Genomic DNA, 19,136 nt, shown 5'->3' with positions numbered 1-19,136 from the left:
GGGAGCCTACCTAAACCTTGCGCTTCTGCGCCAGGGCCGTGCAGCTCGCCGAGCCGATGGGGCCCCGCTCGTCGTGGATCAAGCACTCACCGATCGCGACGCCGTCGCTGGCGCCATGGTTGATCACCTCGAAGCCCACCCACTCCGTCACCGGCTCGCGGTGGAGGTAGAGGGTGAGGTCGGTGTTGATGTAGCCCAGGCCCTGGTCGCCGGCGTTGGCGAAGGGACTGGCGAAGTCGGCCGCGGTGGCCACGCGGGCGAAGGGCGTGAACGGCTCGCCCTCGACCAGTTCGCGCACCTCGGCCATCCAGGTCTTGCGCACGCCCAGCGAGCCGAAGGCGCCGGAGATCGGGCGCATGGCCCACATGCCGCCCATGCCGGCGCGGCGGTCCTGGGGCTCGGGGATGTCGGCTGGCTTGGGCGCGTCCCAGGCGGGCGGCGTCCAGACATTGCCCGGCGGGTTCTCGGTGCGGCGCAGGAGTTGGCAGGTGGCCCGCCCGGCGCTCTGGCCGCCGGAGATGAACTCGGCGTCGACCACCTTGATGCGATAGCCGTCCTTGACCACGCGGGTCACGACCTCGATCGGCGACAGGTCGGGCAGGCGGTACATGTCGACCGTCAGCCGCGCGGGCATGTACTCGGGCGTACGGTACTGGCGCTCGATCTCGGCGCCCAGCAGGCCGATGATCAGCCGGCCGTGGAGCGAGTCCTTGTTCCACGGGCCGACGCCCGCGCGGGTGGGCAGGAAACGGCCGTCCGTTTTTCGAAAGAAGGGTTCATTTGGCATGGCGCGGGAACATGCCCGAACCGCTCAAGCTTGGCGAGCGGCCGTGATCAGGCCTCGGACCAGGCGCTGCGCAGCGCGCCGATCATCGCGTCGCGGCTCGGGTCCGGCCCGAACCAGTAGACCATGCGCCGCGCCAGCCGCTCGTAGTCGTCCGAGTGATAGCGCGGCGCGATCTCGCGAACCGTCGCGATGACCCTGCGCGCCTCTGCGGCCTCGCCGACGAACGCGAGAGCAGCCGCCAGGGTGACCAGGTTGAGGCTGTAGTTCGGGTTGCGCTCGACGCAGTCGCGATAGGCGGCGATCGCCGCTTCGGGATCGCCCAGCCGTATCTCGCAATGTCCGCGGTAATGGGCCCAAAGCGCGAAACGGGGATGATGCGGCGCGCGTCGCTCGGCGGTCTCGATCAGCTCGCGGCCGGTCGGCGTCCCCTCCACCCAGCACTGCTGCCACCCCAGGACGGCGAGCGTGTGTGGATTGTTGGGATCGAGGTCGGCGGCCTGCTCCAGATGACGGACCGCGAGCCGCGCATTGCCCATCATCGCGGCCGCGATGCCCGCGGCGGCCAGTACGTCAGGGTCGCGCGGCGCGAGGCCCAGCGCGGTCTCGACGTGGCGCTTGGCCAGGGGGAACGTCTCGGCCGCCGAACCGGCGAAGTTGCTGACGATGTTCTGGGTGTGCTGGACGGCCAGCGCGGCGTGAACGGCGGCGTCGGCCGGATCGATCTCCAGGGCCTGGTCCAGGAGGCTGACGATCTCCAGGGCGGTCTGGCGATTGTAGTTGAGCCGCAGGGCCTCCGCGCGCTGGACCAGTTCGTAGGCGCCGAGCTGGAAGGGCCGCCGCCCCCGCATCGCCGCGCTCAGCGACACCTGCAACGCACTGATGATCGAGGTGGAGATATCGAGGATGAGCCGGTCCTGAACGGCGAAGAACTCTTCGAGCGGCGCGTCGATCCGCTGGGCCCAGACCTGGGCGTCGTCCATTGCGTCCATCAGCGCCGCGCGCACCTGGAAATCCGAGCCCTGACGGCTGATCGAGCCCGAGACCAGGTAGCGCGCGCCGAGGCGGGCGGAAATCTCGTCGAGGCCCATCGTCCGCTCGTCGACCCGCGCGGCCGAGCTGTAGGCCGCCACCCGCAGTCGCGGTACGCGCGAGAGCAGCATCGTCAGGTCGCGGGTGATGCCGTCGGCGAGGAAGGCGTCATCGGGGGCTGGTGAATTGCTGTGGAAGCCGAGCACCCCGACCGAATACCCGGTCTCCAGTTCGGGCGTCCCCGCGAAGGTCCGGACCGCCGGCGCCGCACCCTGGCGATGGACCTCCGCGACCAGCACATAGCCTCGCGTCCAGACCGTCTGGATATAGGGCCCGCCGGCGGCGTCGCGGGCGAAGACGCGGCGCAGCAGCGAGATGGCGCGGGTAAGGCTCTCGTCGGCGGCGGGATTGAAGAACCAGACGTGGTCGATCAGCTCGTCGCGCGTCGCGATCTCGCCGGCGCGGTCGGCGAGGTAGCAAAGCACGTCCATGACCAGCGGCTCGACGGGATGGCGTTCGCCGTCGAGCCTCAGTTCGTTGCGCTGCGGCTCCGCCTCGAAGGCGCCGACCCGAAAGCCGGCGATTTGGCGTCGGCCCGGCGAAATCTCTTCACGTCGCTCATCCACCGACCCGATCTTCGACAGAACGGCGAATGTAATCAATGGGGTGGCATGAGCCCGGTCCCAAGGTCACGTCAGAGCTGGTCAATGCCAGGTCAATCAACCACTTGGGAGAGCCATCAGGATTCCATCGGGAGTCCTCCGGGATTCGGCGTGCGCGCCTGTGGGATCGTCTCTCCGACGTCGCGGACGGTCGCGGGGTGCGATCGGGCCGCGTTCAGGGGGTAGGACAGATGATGGGGTGGTTATCCAGATCGGTCGGGGCTGCGGCCTTCGCCGGCGCGCTGGCCTTCGGCGCTCAGGCGCAGGCGGCCCAGCTCCTGTTCACGCTCACGGGCGGATATTCCGCCACCTTCCTGATCGATTCCAATCCGACGCCGGACGTCTCCACCTGGAGCACCTTCACTCTGATCGGCGTGCCGGGAACGTTCCAGGACGCCGAAGGCCCGTCGGCGAACGTGACCTTCTTCACCGACAGCAGGGCGCTGGAATTGGACAATGCGCCAGGTGGCAGCGCGCTCTTCGCGGCTTACGGGCTCCACCTGTACTTTGGAAGCACGACAAGCCCGACGATCAAGACCGGCGCCTTCCTGCTCAGGCCCTACGTCCCCAACAACGCCGGCGACACCATTCTGAGGATCACCGAGGTGACCGGCGGCGTTCCGGAACCCGCCGCCTGGGCCCTGATGCTCCTGGGCTTCGGGGCGGCTGGCGCCTGCCTGCGGGCGCGGCGGCGGGGCGCGCGTCAGGCCGCCGCCTGAGCGTCCTCGCCCTCGTCGCGCGCCAGGATCGCGGTCACAGCCATGTCGCCGGCCACGTTGCCCAGGGTGCGGAAGATGTCCGGCGCCACCTCGACGGCCAGCAGGATCGGCAGAAGGTCGATCGGCAGGCCCAGCGCAAAGCAGATCGGGGCGACGCTGACGATGAAGGAGACCTGCCCCGGCAGGCCCACAGAGCCCACGCTGACCGCAAGCGCCACCGCTACCCCACCGGCGTATTGCAGCAGCGTGGGCTCGATCCCGTAGACCTTCGCCACGAAGATGCAGACGGCGAGGTTCACCGCCGGGCTGGTGAAGCGGAAGACCGCCACGGCCAGCGGCAGCACGAGGTCGGCGATGCGGGCCGGCACGCCCAGCTCGTCCTGCGAGCGCTCGATCATCGCCGGCAGGCAGGCCAGGGACGACTGGGTGGCGAAGGCGGTCGCCAGGACCGGCGACGAGGCCCTGGCCCAGCGGCCAAGCGGCACGCGCCCGACGGTCACCGCCAGCACATAGGCGATCACGGTGATCGCAATCCCGGCCGAGCAGGCGACGGCGATGTAGTGGCCCAGCACGCCCGCGGCGGCGGCGCCCGCGCGCAGGCCGACGCCCAGGCCGAGCGCGAAGACGCCCGCCGGCGCCACCATCAGGACCCAGCGCACGATAATGATCATGGCGTCGCCCAGCGCCTGGAACACCTCGATCAGGGTCCGTCCCCGGCCGTCGGGCAGGCGGGTGAGCGCAAAGCCCACGAAGACCGCGAACACCACGACGGGCAGCACGGCGTCGTCCGCCGCCGCCTTGATCGGATTGGCGGGCGCGAGCGTCTTGACCCACTCGGCGAAGTCGGGAGCCGTGGCCGCGCCCGCCGGCGGAGCCTGGGCGCCCGCGCGCAGGGCCGTGGACGCGGCCTCGCTGACCGGCCAGAGCGCCAGCACGCCGTTGACCAGCAGCACGGCGGTGACCGCGGACACCAGCAGCAGCACGAGGAACAGGCCCACCGCGCGCATCGCCAGCCGCCCCGTGGCGGCCGCGTCGGAGACCTGGGCGATGCCGGTGACGAGCACCGCGAAGATCAGCGGCACCACGGTCATGCGCAGCGCATTGAGCCACAGCCCGCCCAACGCCTCGACGCCTTCGATGATCCGGCGCACGCCCTCCCCGCCGTACGCCGCGGCGAACGCGCCCACGGCCAGGCTGAGCGCGAGCGCGATCAGCACCTGTACGCTCAGGGATTTCAGGAAATTCAACTTCGCTCGCTCCGTGGCTGCACGGAGCGATCTGGCCCGCGGCCAAGCCGCGGAGCAAGCGCTTTGGTCAGCCCGCCTTGCGGCTGTAGCGGACCGAGAGCGACGCGGGTTCCGCCGTATCGGCGTCCCGCAGGCGATCGGCGACGTCCTGCAACGCGTGATCCTGGTCTTCGTAGCGCGCCAGCTCGCCGCCTTCGTTGCGGACGATCCACTCGCCAAGCTCTTCGACGACTTCGTAACGCATGGAGTTAGGGGCCCCGTCTTCCCGACTTTGGCTGGTTAGCGGGGGTTCGACGATGCAACAATTGCGCGTATCGTCGCAGGCACGCTCACCTTATACGAGAACGTAGTTCCACGTCGCAGATCGAGAAGGCCGGGCCTTTTGCCTGTTTCTGCGCCGCGACCTTCGATCGGAAACCTGCGCTCTTCTCATCCTCGACCTCGACGACCGGGCGCTCGGCCTCGGGCAGGTCGGCGGCGACCCTGACGCGGATCATGCGGTCGGCCGCGACGGGCGGCTCCCCGATCGCCACCGCGCGCGCAACCTCCAGCCCCACCACGACCCGGCCGGTCACCGTGTAGTCGTGGTCGAGCCGGCGCGCCGGCTCCCGCATGAAGAAGATCTCGCTGTTGGCGCTGCCCGGATCGGCCTGGCGGCCCATACCCATGACGCCTGCGCAATAGGCGCCCCAGCCGCGCAAACGGCCATCCGAGGCCCGAGCCTGCTCCGCGGCCGAGACCGCCTGGAACGGCGTCGCGCCCACGAAGCCCTCGCGCGCGTCGCTGCGTTCGACGACGATGGCCGCGGTCTCCGGCGGGATGCGGAAGGTGAACTCGGGCGGCAGGTCGGGGTGGGTCGAGGCCCCGCCGTCGTGATTGTCGGGGTTGCCCGTCTGGTCGACGAAGCCGTCGATCACGCGATGGAACAGCAGGCCGTCGTAGACGCCCTCCCGCGCCAGCAGCTTGATCCGCTCCACGCCCTTCGGCGCGAAGTCCGGCCGCAGCTCCACGACGATGCGGCCCTTGGTGGTGTCGATCACCAGGGTGTTCTCAGGGTCCAGCGCCCGCCAGCCGCCGGAGGCGGGCGCGGCGGCCGCCAACAGGATCGCCGCCGCCGCCAAACCTGTCGTCCGAAGCATCCGCGCCTCCGCCCGCCCGTTCCCGCAGACAGGGCCAAGGCGGCGCGCGGCCGTCAATACCTACGGCAGAGCAGGTCGCGCAGCACGGTGGACCGGCCGGTGAGCTCGCCGTCGGGTCCCACGGCCTGGCGGGCCCGCTCGCTCGAGTCGTACCAGATGGCCGAGCCCAGGCCCTGGCGGCGGCAATAGACGTCGGCGCCGCGGTCGCCCGCCGCCACGTCGAGCCCGCCGATCGTCGGCCGCGGGAAGAACACCGTGCGGGTCCCCTCCACGCCGCGCCCATCCGGTCGGCGATCGGGGTAGTAGCCGCCCGGGCCGCCGGGACCGCGCAGGGCGGGTTCGATCGACGAGATCTGGCCCATCAGGCCGTAGGTGGTGAGGTCGGCCACGTCGCCGCTCACCTCCTGGCAGCGGCCCTTGTAGTCGTCGTGCTCGCAGATACGCCAACGGCCCTGGAAGCGCGCGCTCTGGGCGCGGTCGTTGAACCGCCAGTCGCCGAGGTCGGCGGTCGGCTGGGTGATAGTGATGGACCGGCCCTGGAAGTTGCGGAACTCGTAGAGCGTCGCGGTCGGCGCGCCGCGCGGCTGGGCCTGGGCCTGGCCCGCCACCGCGAGCGCCAGGGCCGCCGCCACGATCCACGGGGTCTTGGTCGTCATGTCCGCCTCCTCAGCCGGTTGCAGGGCGAGAAGAGCCGGCGCTGCATGAACCCGCGGTGAAGCTCCATCACAGGTTCGGGTCAGCGAGAGGATTGATTCCCGTTGAGCGATAATCTTATGCGAGACGCCCGGTTTATCGCCGCCGAAGCGAGACTATCTTGGATCTCGAAAGCGGCGCGTCAGTTCGCGCCCCGGGAGATGACCGATGATCGAACGCAGACCCTTCTCGCGCCTCGGCGGCGCCGACCACGGCTGGCTGAAGGCCCGCCACCACTTCTCGTTCGCGGGCTATCACGATCCGGCCCGCATGGGCTGGGGCCCGATCCGGGTGTGGAACGACGACGAGATCGCTCCGGACTCCGGCTTCCCGCCGCATCCGCACGCCGACATGGAGATCATCACCTACGTCCGGCAGGGCGCGATCACCCACCAGGACAACCTGGGCAACATGGGCCGCACCGCCGCCGGCGACGTGCAGGTGATGAGCGCCGGAACCGGCATCCGCCACGCGGAATACAATCTGGAGCCTGAAACGACCCGGATCTTCCAGATCTGGATCGAGCCCACCTCGCGCGGCGGCGCGCCCCGCTGGGGGGCGAGGCCCTTCCCCAAGGGCGACCGGGCCGGAAAGTTCGTCACCCTGGCCAGCGGCGTGGCGGGCGACGACGACGCGCTGGAGATCCGCACCGACGCGCGGGTGGCCGGCGCCACGCTCAAGGCCGGCGAGAGCGCCGAGTACCGGTTGGGCAAGGACCGGCGCGCCTATCTGGTGCCGGCGAGCGGCGCCGTGGAGGTCAACGGGGTCCGGCTGGACGCCCGGGACGGCGTGGCGGTGAAGGACGAAGAGGTCCTGAAGGTTACGGCGCTGGAAGACGCCGAAGTCGTGCTGGTGGACGCGGCCTGAGCCTGCCGTCCTGATGCGATTAGGCCCGCGGCTGGGGCGGCCGCGGGCCCGTTCGCACGTCCGCTCTTCGAAGGGAGAGCTAGCGGGCGGCGAAGGTCTGGGAAGCTTGCTCGAGCTGGGCGGTGCGCAGCGCGTCGAGCTTCTCGGTCAGTTCGGCCTTCACACCGGCGACGCAGGCCGCGTGGCGGTCGAGGCTGCGCTCGGTGATGCAGTACTTGCGGCCGGCCTCGTCGGCGCGCTGGTTGAACGTGGCCACCCCCTCGGGGGTCAGGAGGTTGATGTCGGCCACGGCGACGCGGGTTTCGGCGTGGGCCGCGGTGGCCAGAGCGCCGATGGGCAGGGCGGCCAGGGCGAGCATGGCGGCGCCGGAGATGCGGGAGGCGATATCGTTGATCATGGCGGTTTCCCTCGAAGCGGTTGTGCTCCGGCGGTGATGTCCGCCGGCAGGGAAACGAATACTTCGAGGCTCGTCGGAACTCCCGTGAATACGGAGTAATGACGCAGATTTAAGATAATTACAGACGTTTAATACTTAAACGCCGCGTAATGTCCCGCGTCAGTGGAGTCGTGTGGGCTCAACGACCGTCTGGTCCCATTCGCCGTCGGCGTCACAGACCAGGACCGGCCAGGGCGCATCGATCAGGCGGACCCAGTCGCCCGCCGCGGCCAGCGCTTCATCGCGCGTCTCATAGGCGCCCAGGTCGCCGCACTCGGCGTCCTGCAGAACCCAATGGCCGCTCCGGGCCCGCACCGTGAAGTCGAACATGGCGTTGTTCCTCAACCGCGCACGAGTCTTCCAAACAATGGTTTCCGAAACCCGAAGGCTTCCTGTCGCACCCGGTGCGGCGCGTGCGCGCAGGGAACCACTGTCACGCTTGGGACGTTCTGTCGGGGCCCCGACAGACCGCGGTCGGGGCGTGGGCGCGGACCAGCGAGTTGCAAATCCGGTTTCCACTTTCGCGCGGCTCGCTCTAGACCTTGGGGAGCGTGATTGCCGAACCCCCTAAACGACAACTGCGCTGGAGCCCTATTGATGAGCAGCGAGCCCAAGCTGGAGGGCCTGCGTGTCCTCGTCGTGGAAGACGAAATGATGGTCTCGATGCTGATCGAGGACATGCTGAGCGACCTCGGCTGCACGATCATCGGACCCGCCTCGCGCCTGGAAGAGGCGATCGACCTAGCCAACAAGGCCGAGCTCGACTGCGCTGTCCTGGACGTGAACCTCGGCGGACAGCCGATCTTCCCGGTGGCCGATCTCCTTCGGCAGAGGGGTGCGCCCTTCGCCTTCGCCACCGGATACGGCGATGCCGGATTGCGGGATGTCGATCGTGGCTCCCCGGTTCTCCAGAAGCCGTTCCGGGAGGGCGATTTGGCGCGCGTGCTGGGGCAGCTGCGCCCCAGGAGCTAGCGCCTAGAGATAGGGGAAGGCTTGCGCCGACCAGTCGCTGAACACCAGGCTCAGCGAACCGACCAGAGCCGCCACACTGAGCAGGATCTTCACGGTCTTTTCTCCTCGAACCGGCGTCATCGCCGGGCGAGGCTTAGATAGGATCAGGCGGTCGCATCCGCCACGACCGTTTCCGCAGAACTGTTATGCGCATCCGGCATCAAAGCCGGCGCGGAGCCGTCACAGCCCCCGGGCGATCAGGCCGGCGAGCAGCTTGTCGGGCGTGATCGGATACTCGCGCACCCGCACGCCGCAGGCGTTGTAAATGGCGTTGGCCACCGCCGCGCCCGAGCCGGAGTTGCCCAGCTCGCCCACGCCCTTGATCCCCATGGGATTGGCCTTGTCGTCCACCTCGTCCAGCATGATGGCCTCGACCTCGCCGATGTCGGCCTGCACGGGCACCAGGTACTGCGCCAGATCCTGGCCCAGCAGCGAGCCGTAGCGGGGGTCAACCGGATTGCCCTCGGTCAGGGCCGAGGCCGCCCCCCAGATCATCCCGCCGGTGAGCTGGCTGCGGGCGGTCTTGGCGTTGATGATGCGGCCGGCCGCGAAGACGCCCAGCATGCGTCGCACCCTCACCTCGCCCGTCACAGGATCCACGCCCACCTCGCAGAAATGGGCGCCATAGGTCTGCTGGCTCCATTCGCGCATGTCGGACGCGGGGCGGATCTCGCCCTCGACCGTCAGGCCGCCCGGCGCGGCGCGGCGGATGAGCCCGGCCAGCGTCTCCGAACGGTTCTCGATCCCCACCACGCCGTCCTGGAAGACGATCTTGGCGGGATCGCCCCCGTGCAGGGGTGATTCCGCATCGCCCGTCGCCAGCTCGGCGATGGCCTTGCGCAGGTTCATGCCGGCCATCAGCGCCGCCGAGCCGGCGGTCGCCGCGCCGAACTGCCCGCCCGACCCGGGCGCCGGCGGCAGCTCGGAATCTCCGATCTCGACCCGTACCTGGCCCAGCGGCACGCCCAGGGTCTCGGCCGCGATCTGGGCCAGCACCGTGTAGGTGCCGGTGCCGATGTCCGTCATGCCCTGGCGCACGGTGATGACGCCGTCGTCGTCGACCGAGAAGCTGCACTTGGCCGGCAGCAGGAAGTTGCCGCGGATCGCGGCGGCCATGCCGTAGCCGACCAGCCAGCGGCCGTCGCGCACCTGGCCCGGCGTGGGCAGGCGCCGGTCCCAGCCGAAGAGCTGGGCGCCCTCCTTCAGGCAGCGCACGAGCTGGCGCTGCGAGAACGGGCGGCCGTTCTCGGGATCGACCGGCGGCTCGTTGCGGATGCGCAGTTCGACGGGATCGAGGCCCAGCCTTTCGGCCAGCTCGTCCATGGCGCACTCCAGGCTGAGCGTGCCCGAGGCCTCGCCCGGCGCGCGCATCGGCCCCGCGCCCGGCAGGTCCAGCTTCACCAGCCGGTGCCCCGTCAGGCGGTTGGGCGCGGCGTAGAGCGTGCGGGCGAAGTTCGAGGCGTGCTCGGTGAACGCCCCGTCGCGGTGGCAGTGCGTCCAGGTCATCAGGGAGAACGCGTTCAGCCGGCCGTCCCTGTCGGCGCCCAGCCGCACACGCTGCACCGTGGCCGGTCGATGGATCGTCCCGTGCATCATCTGCTGGCGCGTGAAGGCCACCTTCACCGGCCGGCCCAGCGCGCGGGCGGCCAGCGCCGCCAGCGTCAGGTCGTCGTAGGTCTGGCCCTTCCCGCCGAAGCCGCCGCCGATGTAGCGGGTCATCAGGCGCACGTCGTCGCGATCGATCCCCAGGGTTTCCGCCAGGCCGTGCTGGGCGGGCTTCACCATCTGGATCGAGGTGTGGGCGATGCAGCGGTCGCCTTCCCACCAGGCCAATGAAGCGCAGGGCTCCATCTGGCAGTGGTTCTGGATCGGCGTGGTCCACGTCTCGTCGAGCTGGACGGCCGAGGCGGCGAAACCCTCGCCGAAGTTCCCGATCTCGACGTCCTCCTCGCCCGGCGGCTGACCCGCGCCGGCCTTGCGGGCGGCGAAATCCACGTCGGGCGAAGCCGCGTCGTAGGTCAGGCGCACCAGGCGCGCGGCCGCCGTGGCGTTCTCCAGGGTGTCGGCCACCACCAGCGCCACCGGCTGGCCGAAATAGGCGACGCGGTCGCTCTCCAGGGCGGGCTTCGAGCCGGCCGTGCTGCGCGGATGCTTGCGCGTGCCCTTCGCCGGCTGGGCCGGGACGTTGCGGTGCGTCCAAACCAGCAGCACGCCCGGCGCCGCCTCGGCCTCGGCGATGTCGACGCCCGTGATGCGGCCCGTCGCGACGGTCGCGCCCACCATCACGCCATAGGCCGGCGGCGACGGCGGCTGGACCTCGTAGGCGTAGGGCGCCGTCCCGGTGACCTTGAGCGGGCCCTCGTAGCGATCGACGCCCTTGCCGATCAGGCCCGAGCGGTTGTCCTTGACCGGATTGGGGCCGGCCCAGTCGTTGACGGAACTCATGGCGTCTCTCCCCGGGCTTCGCGGATCGTCGCCGCGCCGAGGCGGGCGGTGAGCGGCAGCTTGAAGGCGTTCTCGCCAATGGCCTGCGCCTCGGCCAGTTCGGCGGTCATCGCCTCGTCGGGCGAGGCCCCGGCGGCCAGGGCGGCTTCGGCTGTGACGGCGCGCCACGGCTTGTGGGCAACCCCGCCCAGGGCGACCTTGCCGCCGGCTACTGCGATGCTGGCGTGGGCGGTAGCGTAAGAGGCCCGGTCGCGCGCCTTGCGGTAGCGCTGTCCGCCCTCGGGCGGCGGCGGCAGGACCACCGCGGTGATCAGCTCGCCGGGGATCAGGTGTGTCTCCAGGTGCGGCGTCTCGCCGGGCAGGCGGTGCAGCTCCATCAGCGGGAAGCGGCGGGCCTCGCCCGACGGCGTCAGGGTCTCGACCTCGGCGTCCAGCGCCACCAGCGCCACCGCCATGTCCGAGGGATGGACCGCCACGCAGGCGTGGCTGGCGCCCAGGATCGCCGTCTCGCGGCTGACGCCCTCCAGGGCCGCGCAGCCGGCGCCCGGCTCGCGCTTATTGCAGGGCTTGGAGGCGTCGTAGAAGTACGGGCAGCGGGTGCGCTGCATCAGGTTGCCGCCGGTCGTGGCCCTGTTGCGCAGCTGCCCCGAGGCCCCCGAGACGATGGCCTGGGTCAGCACCGGATAGCGGCGACGCACCTCGGCGTGGCCCGCGACCTGGCTGTTGGTGGCCATGGCGCCGATGCGCAGGCCCTCGCCCTCGGCCTCGATCGCCGCCATCGGCAGGCGGCTGACGTCGATGAGATGCTGCGGCGCCTCGATCTCCAGCTTCATCAGGTCGAGCAGGTTGGTGCCCCCGGCGATGAACCGCGCGCCGGGCGTCTCGGCGGCGGCCTTCACCGCCGCCCGCGCATCGGCGGCGCGCTCGTAGGTGAAGGGCTTCATGCCTTGCCTCCGGCGACGGCCTCGATGGCCGCGACGATCTGCGGATAGGCCGAGCAGCGGCAGATGTTCCCGCTCATGCGCTCACGGATCTCCGCCCCGTCCACCGCCGCCGGCTGGGCGACATCGGCCGTCGCGTGGCTGGGCAGGCCGGCCTCGACCTCGGCCAGCATCCCCACCGCCGAACAGATCTGGCCCGGCGTGCAGTAGCCGCACTGGTAGGCGTCCTCGCTCAGGAACGCCTGCTGCATCGGATGCAGCTTCTCCGGCGTCCCGAGGCCCTCGATGGTGGTCACCTCGTCGCCGTCGTGCATGACCGCCAACGACAGGCACGCGTTGATCCGCGTTCCGTTCACCAGCACCGTGCAGGCGCCGCACTGGCCGTGGTCGCAGCCCTTCTTGGCGCCCGTGAGCTTCAGGTGCTCGCGCAGGGCGTCGAGCAGCGTGGTGCGCGGGTCGATATCGAGCGCCCGCGCCTCGCCGTTGACGGTGATCGTCGTCCGCACGCCTTTGTCCCTCCCTTAAACCGCTCATCCCGGCGAAGGCCGGGATCCAGATGGAAAGATCCAGATGCGGGGTTCGATCCGCGCCACGCTATTTCCATCCGGCCCTGCGTCATCCGATCTGGGTCCCGGCCTTCGCCGGGACGAGCGGACGAAAAATCCTAGCCCTCGCCGGGCGCCAGCGCCTTCACCGAGAGCGCATGGACCGGGCCGGCCAGTTCCTCGGCCAATGCGCGGTAGACCATGCGTTGGCGGGCGACCCGGGGCGTCCCCGCGAACGCCGGAGACTCTATCGTCACGTTGAAATGGCTCTCCCCGCCGTCCCGCGCTCCGGCATGGCCGGCGTGACGGGCGGAATCGTCGACGATCTCCAGCCGCGTGGGCTCGAAGGCCGTCTCAAGCTTGTCTCGAATGGCATCAAATATGGCGCCCATCGGCGATATCTTCAATTCTTGTTCGGAAACTTCCTCCCCCCATACTTGGCTCATGTCCGGCGCGTTTCAATACAAGCCCAAGTTCGTCGATATCCGCGTGCGGCCGCCCGTCGAAGGCGAGGCCGAGCGCGAGGCCGACGTGCATGCGCTGAAGCCCGGCGAACGCCAGTGCGATCACCCCGGGTGCCTGCGCGCGGCGACCGCGCGCGCGCCCAAGGGCCGCGACATGCTGCACGAGCACTATTGGTTCTGTCAGCCGCACGCGGCCGAATACAATCGCAACTGGAACTTCTTCGCCGGCCTCTCCGAATCCGAGATCCGCCGCCGCCAGGACGAGGAACTGATGACCGGCGGGCGGCCCACCTGGCAGATGAAGGCCGGGCGCATGAGCCGCGAGGCCGCCGCCTTCACCGCCAAGTTCGGAACGGGCCAGGGCTATCGCGACCCCTTCAACATGTTCGGCGGCGGCGGCGCGCAGCAGAAGCCCGAGGCCGAGACGCGCCGGCTGGGCAAGATCGAGCGCAACGCCCTGGCCGATCTCGACCTCGACGACGACGCCGACGGGCCGAAGATCCGCGCCCGCTACACCGAGCTGGTGCGCCGCCTGCACCCCGACGCCAACAACGGCGACCGTTCGGGCGAGCACCGCTTGCAGCGGGTGATCCGCGCCTATCAGACGCTGCGCAAGGTCGGGATGGTCTAGCCGCGCGTGTGCGCGACGATCCAGTCCGAGATGACCTTCAGGGCCGAGGGCGCGAAGGTCTCCTCGATCTTGCCGTAGTCCATCGGACTTCCCGTGGCCGAGGTCTGGAACAGGTGGTTGAGGCCCGGCAGTTCCTCCACCGTCGCCTCGGCGTCGTCCTTCAGGGCGTCGCGGATCGCCGGCAGGTTCTGGCTCGCCACCACCTGCACGTCGCTCGACCCGCCCAGGGCCAGCACCGGCATCCGCAGCTTCTCCAGCGCCGGCCGCGGATCGTAGCGGATGAAGTCGCGGTACCAGGGGGTGAACAGCAGCTGGCTGCGCATCACCACCGCATCCGCCGGCTCTCCGGACGCCGCAGCTGCCCGGCCGAGTAGCTTGACCACCTCGATCTTGGAGGCTTCCCAGTCGGCGGTGTCGGCCAGTATGCCGTCGATCTCGCCCATCAGCGCCTCGTGCCGGGCCAGCGCTTCGGCCGGGGCGCCGCTCGCCTTGCCGACCGCCTCGCGCTGGGCCGCCATCAGCTCGCGCGACGGCACGCCCGGGCCGGCCAGCAGCACCACGAAGGCGACCTTCGGATCCCCCGCCGCGACCATCGGGGCGATCAGCCCCCCCTCGCTGTGTCCGATCAGGCCCACCTTGCCCGCGTCGATCTCGGGCCGCGCGCGCAGGAAGCCGACCGCCGCCTCGGCGTCGACGGCGAAGTCGGCGCTGACGGCGGCGGCGAAGTCCCCCGTCGACCTGGCGAAGCCGCGGTCGTCGCAGCGCAGCACCGCGATCCCGTGACGGGTCAGGTGATCCGCCAGCACCAGGAACGGCTTGTGCCCCAGCAGGGTCTCGTCCCGATCCTGCGCGCCCGACCCGGTGATCAGGTAGGCGGCTGGAAAGGGGCCCTTCCCATCCGGCTCGGTCAGCGTGCAGGCCAGCTTCACGCCGGGCGCGCTGTCGAACGCCACGTCCGCCTCGCGATACGGATAGGGCTTCTGCGGGACCTGCGGGCGGTTGATCGCCGCGGACAGGCCCCGCGCCAGGGTCAGCGGCAGGGGCGCGCCCTGGACCCAGGTCCCCGCCCAGGCCTGCCGCTCCGCATCCCAGCGGCCCTCGAAGCGCCCGCGGACGCTCGGCGCCGCGAAACTGAGCTGGCCATCGCCGGCACGAACGTCCGCGAGCGGGATCGAGACGGCCCCCTGGTCGAGGCTGATCATCCGGCCCGAAAGGCCGCCGTTCGCGTCAGGCGTGATGATCACGTCGAGCCGCAGCTCGACGCCACCCGCCTTCAGCGCGCCATGCCACGCGCCCGCCGCCTCCTGCGCCCGCGCCGCCTGGGCGAGCAGCAGCGCCATGGCCGCCGCCGCGAACGCCAGCCCGACGATCCAGCGACTGATCGCGTTTCGCATCTCCGCCCCCTCAGGCCTGCGGCGCCTGGCCGCCCTGCGCGGCCTGGACGAGGCCCAGGACGCCGCCCGGGTTCATCGCGTCGACCATGGCGGTGGGCAGCAGGATGGTGGCGCCGCCCTCCTTGGTCGTCTCGTAGATGATGTTCATGGCGCGCAGCTGCAGCGCGGCCGGCGAGCGGCCGTAGATCTCCGCGGCCTCCACGAACTTGATGGCCACCTCCTGTTCGGCCTGTCCCAGCGCCACGCGGGCCAGCCGCTCGCGCTCGGCCTGGGCCTGCCGGCTCATGGCGTCCTGGAGCCCCGCCGGCACGCCGATGTCGCGGATCTCCACCGAGATCACCGAGATGCCCCAGTCGGCGGTCTTGCGGCCGATCACGTCGCGCAGCTGGGCGTCGCCCTTCTTCCGCTCCGCCAGCAGGTTGGACAGCAGCGACGAACCCACCATCTCGCGCAACGAGGTCTCCGAAACCTGCGAGATCGCCCGGCGGTAGTCGTGGATCTCCAAGGCCGCGCGCTCGGCGTCGTGCACCTGCCAGAACACCACCGCGTCGATGTTCACCGGCACCGTGTCCTTCGACAGCGCCTGCTGGGCGTTGAACTCGGTCGTCTGGATGCGCTGGTCGATCCAGTAGGCGACATCGTCGATCACCGGGATGATGAAGAAGAGGCCAGGGCCGGCCACCCGCTCCAGGCGCCCCAGGCGCAGCACCACCGCGCGCTCCCACTGGTTGGCCATCTTCAGGGCCATGGGGATCAGGACGCCCACGAGGATCACGATCGCCCCGAACCAGGCTTCCGCCGCCGAGCCGTCCTTGATCCCGAGCGCCAGGGCCCAGGCGCCGCCCGCGATGGTCAGGGCCGCGAGCAGCGCAGCCGGGGCGTTGACGCGCCCCGGAGGCCGCACGGCGGTCTCCGAAATGAGCGCGCGAACGGCGTTGCTGGTGACACTCATCTCTTGGTCTCCTTCTCGGCGGCGAACGCCGCGAGCTTCTCGATCAGCAAGGCCGGGGCGACGCCGAGGGCGGCCGCCTGGGCCAGGGTCTGGCGGGCCAGCTTGTCGGCCGCCGCGTCCTGGACCTTGGGCGAGGCCGGGGCCGGCGGGCGGGCGACGAAGCTGCCGCGCCCTCGCTCGAGGCGAAGCGTGCCCAGCCGTTCCAGCTCGTCATAGGCCCGGCGCACGGTGTTGAGGTCGACCCGAAGGGCGACCGCCACCTGGCGCATGGTCGGCATCTGGTCCCCAGGCTTCAGCACGCCCGCGCCCATCGCCCGCAAGATCTGCTCGCGGAGCTGGACATAGATCGGGACGCCTGTGTCCTCGATCCGGATCCCGCCGATCACCTGCTCCTGTGTATGCATACATTCATACAATATGCGAAGCCGATCGCCGGTCAACGGAAATCGGAATCCGGTGGGCCTGTCCTTTGGATTTGTCGCCGCGGAATCTCAGGAACTGCCGCGGACGGAGCCCCTCTCCCTCGGTGGGCCGACCTGCTCAATAGATGGGAAGGTTTCTCAATCGCCGCGCATTGGGAAACCCGCCAGCGGACCTTCCAGGCTTCCGTTCAGCGCAAGTCCTTGCTCTGGTCGCCGTCCTGACTCCCGGGACCCAGTGACAGAAAACCCGCCGCCATGAACTTGGCGATCCGCGCCTTCACGGCGGGGAAATCATCGGAGTGACACGCGCCGCCCGACAGGCGGTCGATCCGCCCGGTGCGCGCGAGCGTGTTCATCAAGGCGCCGGTCACGAAGTGATAGCCCCAGAAGATGTCCTCGTCGGCGTAATCCGGAAGAGCCCGCTTCAGGATCGAGACCAGCTTCAGCACAACCGGGTCGAAGTGTACGTCCATCAGCTGGGCGCCCTCCGGCGTGTTGCTGACCCGCGCGCAGAAAGCGGCGTAGTTCATCCACTGCTCGCCACCCTCGAAATAGAGATCCAAGTCTGTATCGAGGAAGGCGCGCAGCGCGCTTTCGACCGTAGGCTGCGCGCCGGACTCGGCTTCGTAGCGCTCCAGCGCCGCCATCCGACGTCCGCTAGTGACGCCTGCGCGCCGGGCGAACACCGCCTCGAACAGGCTCTGCTTGTCGTCGAAGTAGTAGTGCAGCAGCGTGGTGTGAACGCCCACACGCTGGGCGACGTGCCGCAGGGTGACGCCGTGCAGGCCGTGTCGAGAGAACAGGTATTCAGCTGCGTCGAGGATCTGCTCGATCGTTTCGGAGCGCCTCTCGGCCTTGCTGCGCCGCGCGGGTGTTGCAGTGGAACTCTTGGCCATCGACCGACATCTAGCATCGACATCGGAGAACGGCCCAGCCTGAAGCGTCAGGGCGTCAGATCGTCTGCCCGGATTTTGCCCTCGGCGTAGTCGGCGCGCAGGCGCAGCTTGTCGATCTTGCCGGTCGCGGCCAGGGGCATCGCCTCCAGGGCCACATACTGCGCGGGCAGCCACCAGTCCGGCACCTTGCCGCGCAGGCGTCGCAGGAGCGCCTGCGGATCCGCCGCCCGACCCGACTGAAACTCGACGACCAGCACCGGCCGCTCCCCCCACTTCGCGTCGGCGCGACCGATGACCGCCACCTGAGCCACGGCCGGGTCCTGGCCCAGAATCTCCTCCATCTCCGCCGGATTGATCCACTCGCCGCCCGACTTGATGAGATCCTTCGAGCGTCCCCGGATCGTGAGCTCGCCGCGGTCGTCCAGGCTGGCGAGGTCGCCGGTGTCGAAATATCCCTCGGCGTCCAACGCGTCGGCCTCGGCCTTGAAGTAGCGGTCGACGACGCTGGCGCCTTTCACCTTCAGGTGACCGACCGTTCCGCGCTGTTCCGGCAGGGTCGCGCCGTCGGCGTCGGTGAGCTTGAGGTCCAAGCCCAACGGCACCCGGCCCGAACTGCGCGTCGGTTCCGGCAGCGCGTCCGGCGACGACACCGCGCCCAACGGCGACAGCTCCGTCATGCCCCAGCTGGTCTGCACCGTCGCGCCCAACCGTTGTTCCATCCGCCGGATGAGCGCGTCGGGACAGCTCGAGCCGCCGATCGTCACGCGCTTGAGGTCGGGCAGCTCGCCGCCGGTCGCGTCGAGGTGGTCAAGCACGCCCAGCCAGACGGTCTGGACGCCCGCCGCCAACGTCACGCGCTCGTCGCGCATCAGCCGCGCCAGGCTGGCCCCGTCGGCATGGCGGCCGGGCAGCACGAGCTTCGCCCCCACCGCGGGCGCTGCGAACGGCAAGCCCCATCCGTTGGCGTGGAACATCGGCACGGCGACCAGAACGCAATCGCCGCCCGTGAGGGCGAAGGCGTCCGCCTGCAGGGCGCGCAGCGTGTGCAGGTAGTTGGAGCGATGGGTATACAGCACACCCTTGGGCCGGCCGGTGGTGCCGGAGGTGTAGCAGAGCCCTGCGGGGGTCTCTTCGTCGAACCCGCCCCAGACCGCGGGCGCGCCGTGGGCGTCCAGCAGCGCCTCGTAGGTCCACATCGTCTTGCCTGCTGAAGCGGGCGGCGGCGCGGCCTGGTCCAAGAGCACGATATGCTGCAGAGTCGGGCAGAGCGGCGCCACTTGGGCGGCGAGGCCGGCCAGACTGGCCGCTACGCCCAGCACCCGGTCTTCCGCCTCGTTGACCATCGCCGCGATTTGCTCGGCGGTGAGGCGCGGATTCAACGTGTGACAGACCATGCCGGCGCCCATGGCGGCGTAGTAGAGTTCCAGGTGATGCTGTGTGTTCCAGGCCAGGGTGCCGATCCGGTCGCCCGGCCCCATGCCCAGCGTCTGCAACGCCCCCGACATGCGGTTGCTGCGCGCACGCAATTCGGCGTAGCCGACGCGGCCGGTCGCCTCTCCAGCGTCGGCCGACACGACCTCACGGTCGCCGGACCACTTCGCCGCGTGATCGAGCAGCTTGTCTATGGTGAGGGCGTAGGACTGCATGCACGCCTTGTCGAAATTGGCGGGACGGGGCTCATCGCCGACCGCTCGCTCAGTGGCGGCCAGGGCGCTCGGAGCGCACGCCGGCCGTATGGTACGCGGCCGACGCGGAGGCGCGACGTTTCAACGATCCCTCCCCCTTTTGCGCCATCGCCCCGCGGCGAGCGGTGGAAGCTGGCCACGAAAGCTTCGCCTGTCAACACTGACTAACTC

General features: G+C 70.0%; 21 protein-coding genes. 4 read left to right on the top strand and 17 right to left on the bottom strand.

Annotated features, from left to right (window positions below):
* Window positions 1-10: 10 nt before the first annotated feature.
* Window positions 11-787: an acyl-CoA thioesterase domain-containing protein gene (locus GC203_RS15905; protein ID WP_293456465.1), complete on the bottom strand. Its 777-nt coding sequence runs from the start codon at window positions 785-787 to the stop codon at window positions 11-13.
* A gap of 47 nt (window positions 788-834) precedes the next feature.
* The gene (locus tag GC203_RS15900) at window positions 835-2,442 is read right to left on the bottom strand and encodes a winged helix-turn-helix domain-containing protein (RefSeq protein WP_293456463.1); all 1,608 of its coding nucleotides are present in this window, start codon (window positions 2,440-2,442) and stop codon (window positions 835-837) included.
* Between the two features lie 227 nt (window positions 2,443-2,669).
* Here GC203_RS15900 and GC203_RS15895 point away from each other — a divergent pair, with 227 nt between their 5' ends.
* Window positions 2,670-3,197, top strand: a complete 528-nt coding sequence (locus GC203_RS15895) for a PEPxxWA-CTERM sorting domain-containing protein (RefSeq protein WP_293456460.1) — start codon at window positions 2,670-2,672, stop codon at window positions 3,195-3,197.
* Here GC203_RS15895 and GC203_RS15890 read toward each other — a convergent pair.
* The 4 genes from GC203_RS15890 to GC203_RS15875 form a co-directional block, all read right to left on the bottom strand.
* Entirely contained in the window at window positions 3,182-4,444 is a 1,263-nt protein-coding gene (locus tag GC203_RS15890) for a cation:dicarboxylase symporter family transporter (RefSeq protein ID WP_293456457.1), read from the bottom strand. The two genes, GC203_RS15895 and GC203_RS15890, sit on opposite strands and share 16 nt — an antisense overlap.
* Before the next feature lie 67 nt (window positions 4,445-4,511).
* Entirely contained in the window at window positions 4,512-4,688 is a 177-nt protein-coding gene (locus GC203_RS15885) for a hypothetical protein (protein ID WP_293456454.1), read from the bottom strand.
* A gap of 85 nt (window positions 4,689-4,773) precedes the next feature.
* The gene (locus GC203_RS15880; RefSeq protein ID WP_293456451.1) at window positions 4,774-5,583 is read right to left on the bottom strand and encodes a peptidylprolyl isomerase; all 810 of its coding nucleotides are present in this window, start codon (window positions 5,581-5,583) and stop codon (window positions 4,774-4,776) included.
* 53 nt (window positions 5,584-5,636) lie between these two features.
* Window positions 5,637-6,239: a beta/gamma crystallin-related protein gene (locus tag GC203_RS15875; protein ID WP_293456448.1), complete on the bottom strand. Its 603-nt coding sequence runs from the start codon at window positions 6,237-6,239 to the stop codon at window positions 5,637-5,639.
* 205 nt (window positions 6,240-6,444) lie between these two features.
* Between GC203_RS15875 and GC203_RS15870 the strand changes: the two genes are divergently transcribed.
* Complete coding sequence (locus tag GC203_RS15870) at window positions 6,445-7,143, top strand: pirin family protein (RefSeq protein WP_293456445.1); 699 nt, start codon at window positions 6,445-6,447, stop codon at window positions 7,141-7,143.
* A gap of 79 nt (window positions 7,144-7,222) precedes the next feature.
* Here GC203_RS15870 and GC203_RS15865 read toward each other — a convergent pair whose 3' ends face one another.
* Window positions 7,223-7,540, bottom strand: a complete 318-nt coding sequence (locus GC203_RS15865) for a UrcA family protein (RefSeq protein ID WP_293456442.1) — start codon at window positions 7,538-7,540, stop codon at window positions 7,223-7,225.
* Between the two features lie 159 nt (window positions 7,541-7,699).
* Window positions 7,700-7,909, bottom strand: coding sequence for a hypothetical protein (locus GC203_RS15860; RefSeq protein WP_293456439.1), 210 nt, complete (start codon window positions 7,907-7,909; stop codon window positions 7,700-7,702).
* A 267-nt stretch (window positions 7,910-8,176) separates the two neighbouring features.
* Between GC203_RS15860 and GC203_RS15855 the strand changes: the two genes are divergently transcribed.
* Window positions 8,177-8,551, top strand: a complete 375-nt coding sequence (locus GC203_RS15855; protein ID WP_293456438.1) for a response regulator — start codon at window positions 8,177-8,179, stop codon at window positions 8,549-8,551.
* A gap of 219 nt (window positions 8,552-8,770) precedes the next feature.
* On the opposite strand, the gene GC203_RS15850 is transcribed toward GC203_RS15855, so the two are convergent.
* From GC203_RS15850 to GC203_RS15835, 4 genes are all read right to left on the bottom strand, one after another.
* Window positions 8,771-11,035 carry a xanthine dehydrogenase family protein molybdopterin-binding subunit gene (locus GC203_RS15850; protein ID WP_293456437.1) on the bottom strand — a complete coding sequence of 755 codons (2,265 nt, stop codon included), beginning with the start codon at window positions 11,033-11,035 and terminating at the stop codon, window positions 8,771-8,773.
* Window positions 11,032-11,979 carry a xanthine dehydrogenase family protein subunit M gene (locus GC203_RS15845; RefSeq protein WP_293456436.1) on the bottom strand — a complete coding sequence of 316 codons (948 nt, stop codon included), beginning with the start codon at window positions 11,977-11,979 and terminating at the stop codon, window positions 11,032-11,034. The genes GC203_RS15850 and GC203_RS15845 overlap by 4 nt, the downstream gene beginning before the upstream one ends.
* Complete coding sequence (locus tag GC203_RS15840) at window positions 11,976-12,482, bottom strand: 2Fe-2S iron-sulfur cluster-binding protein (protein WP_293456434.1); 507 nt, start codon at window positions 12,480-12,482, stop codon at window positions 11,976-11,978. Before GC203_RS15840 ends, GC203_RS15845 begins: the two co-directional genes overlap by 4 nt.
* A 158-nt stretch (window positions 12,483-12,640) precedes the next feature.
* Entirely contained in the window at window positions 12,641-12,913 is a 273-nt protein-coding gene (locus tag GC203_RS15835; protein ID WP_293456431.1) for a BolA family protein, read from the bottom strand.
* A gap of 52 nt (window positions 12,914-12,965) precedes the next feature.
* Between GC203_RS15835 and GC203_RS15830 the strand changes: the two genes are divergently transcribed.
* Window positions 12,966-13,616, top strand: a complete 651-nt coding sequence (locus GC203_RS15830; RefSeq protein WP_293456429.1) for a J domain-containing protein — start codon at window positions 12,966-12,968, stop codon at window positions 13,614-13,616.
* Here the strand turns inward: GC203_RS15830 and GC203_RS15825 are convergent.
* From GC203_RS15825 to GC203_RS15805, 5 genes are all read right to left on the bottom strand, one after another.
* Window positions 13,613-15,010 carry an alpha/beta fold hydrolase gene (locus GC203_RS15825; protein ID WP_293456427.1) on the bottom strand — a complete coding sequence of 466 codons (1,398 nt, stop codon included), beginning with the start codon at window positions 15,008-15,010 and terminating at the stop codon, window positions 13,613-13,615. The genes GC203_RS15830 and GC203_RS15825 overlap by 4 nt on opposite strands.
* Window positions 15,011-15,020: 10 nt before the next feature.
* Window positions 15,021-15,962 carry a slipin family protein gene (locus GC203_RS15820; RefSeq protein WP_293456426.1) on the bottom strand — a complete coding sequence of 314 codons (942 nt, stop codon included), beginning with the start codon at window positions 15,960-15,962 and terminating at the stop codon, window positions 15,021-15,023.
* Entirely contained in the window at window positions 15,959-16,366 is a 408-nt protein-coding gene (locus GC203_RS15815) for a GntR family transcriptional regulator (RefSeq protein ID WP_293456424.1), read from the bottom strand. Before GC203_RS15815 ends, GC203_RS15820 begins: the two co-directional genes overlap by 4 nt.
* A 206-nt stretch (window positions 16,367-16,572) precedes the next feature.
* On the bottom strand, window positions 16,573-17,280 hold the full coding sequence (locus GC203_RS15810) for a TetR/AcrR family transcriptional regulator (RefSeq protein ID WP_293456422.1): 708 nt from the start codon (window positions 17,278-17,280) through the stop codon (window positions 16,573-16,575).
* Between the two features lie 47 nt (window positions 17,281-17,327).
* Window positions 17,328-18,926 (bottom strand): long-chain-fatty-acid--CoA ligase, encoded by a 1,599-nt coding sequence (locus GC203_RS15805; RefSeq protein WP_293456419.1) that lies wholly within the window; start codon window positions 18,924-18,926, stop codon window positions 17,328-17,330.
* Window positions 18,927-19,136 lie beyond the last annotated feature (210 nt).

Source organism: Phenylobacterium sp. (assembly GCF_016124325.1).
Taxonomy (GTDB): Bacteria; Pseudomonadota; Alphaproteobacteria; order Caulobacterales; family Caulobacteraceae; genus Phenylobacterium.
This window is presented reverse-complemented; position numbering and strand designations above follow the sequence as displayed.

Excerpts from the sequence above, each read along its gene's own strand:
- GC203_RS15830 (WP_293456429.1), top strand. The coding sequence starts at position 12,966 with ATGTCCGGCGCGTTTCAATACAAGCCCAAGTTCGTCGATATCCGCGTG.
- GC203_RS15885 (WP_293456454.1), bottom strand. The coding sequence starts at position 4,688 with ATGCGTTACGAAGTCGTCGAAGAGCTTGGCGAGTGGATCGTCCGCAAC.
- GC203_RS15905 (WP_293456465.1), bottom strand. The coding sequence starts at position 787 with ATGCCAAATGAACCCTTCTTTCGAAAAACGGACGGCCGTTTCCTGCCC.
- GC203_RS15835 (WP_293456431.1), bottom strand. The coding sequence starts at position 12,913 with ATGGGCGCCATATTTGATGCCATTCGAGACAAGCTTGAGACGGCCTTC.
- GC203_RS15860 (WP_293456439.1), bottom strand. The coding sequence starts at position 7,909 with ATGTTCGACTTCACGGTGCGGGCCCGGAGCGGCCATTGGGTTCTGCAG.
- GC203_RS15875 (WP_293456448.1), bottom strand. The coding sequence starts at position 6,239 with ATGACGACCAAGACCCCGTGGATCGTGGCGGCGGCCCTGGCGCTCGCG.
- GC203_RS15820 (WP_293456426.1), bottom strand. The coding sequence starts at position 15,962 with ATGAGTGTCACCAGCAACGCCGTTCGCGCGCTCATTTCGGAGACCGCC.
- GC203_RS15870 (WP_293456445.1), top strand. The coding sequence starts at position 6,445 with ATGATCGAACGCAGACCCTTCTCGCGCCTCGGCGGCGCCGACCACGGC.
- GC203_RS15825 (WP_293456427.1), bottom strand. The coding sequence starts at position 15,010 with ATGCGAAACGCGATCAGTCGCTGGATCGTCGGGCTGGCGTTCGCGGCG.
- GC203_RS15815 (WP_293456424.1), bottom strand. The coding sequence starts at position 16,366 with ATGCATACACAGGAGCAGGTGATCGGCGGGATCCGGATCGAGGACACA.
- GC203_RS15880 (WP_293456451.1), bottom strand. The coding sequence starts at position 5,583 with ATGCTTCGGACGACAGGTTTGGCGGCGGCGGCGATCCTGTTGGCGGCC.
- GC203_RS15810 (WP_293456422.1), bottom strand. The coding sequence starts at position 17,280 with ATGGCCAAGAGTTCCACTGCAACACCCGCGCGGCGCAGCAAGGCCGAG.
- GC203_RS15865 (WP_293456442.1), bottom strand. The coding sequence starts at position 7,540 with ATGATCAACGATATCGCCTCCCGCATCTCCGGCGCCGCCATGCTCGCC.
- GC203_RS15805 (WP_293456419.1), bottom strand. The coding sequence starts at position 18,926 with ATGCAGTCCTACGCCCTCACCATAGACAAGCTGCTCGATCACGCGGCG.
- GC203_RS15855 (WP_293456438.1), top strand. The coding sequence starts at position 8,177 with ATGAGCAGCGAGCCCAAGCTGGAGGGCCTGCGTGTCCTCGTCGTGGAA.
- GC203_RS15850 (WP_293456437.1), bottom strand. The coding sequence starts at position 11,035 with ATGAGTTCCGTCAACGACTGGGCCGGCCCCAATCCGGTCAAGGACAAC.
- GC203_RS15845 (WP_293456436.1), bottom strand. The coding sequence starts at position 11,979 with ATGAAGCCCTTCACCTACGAGCGCGCCGCCGATGCGCGGGCGGCGGTG.
- GC203_RS15895 (WP_293456460.1), top strand. The coding sequence starts at position 2,670 with ATGATGGGGTGGTTATCCAGATCGGTCGGGGCTGCGGCCTTCGCCGGC.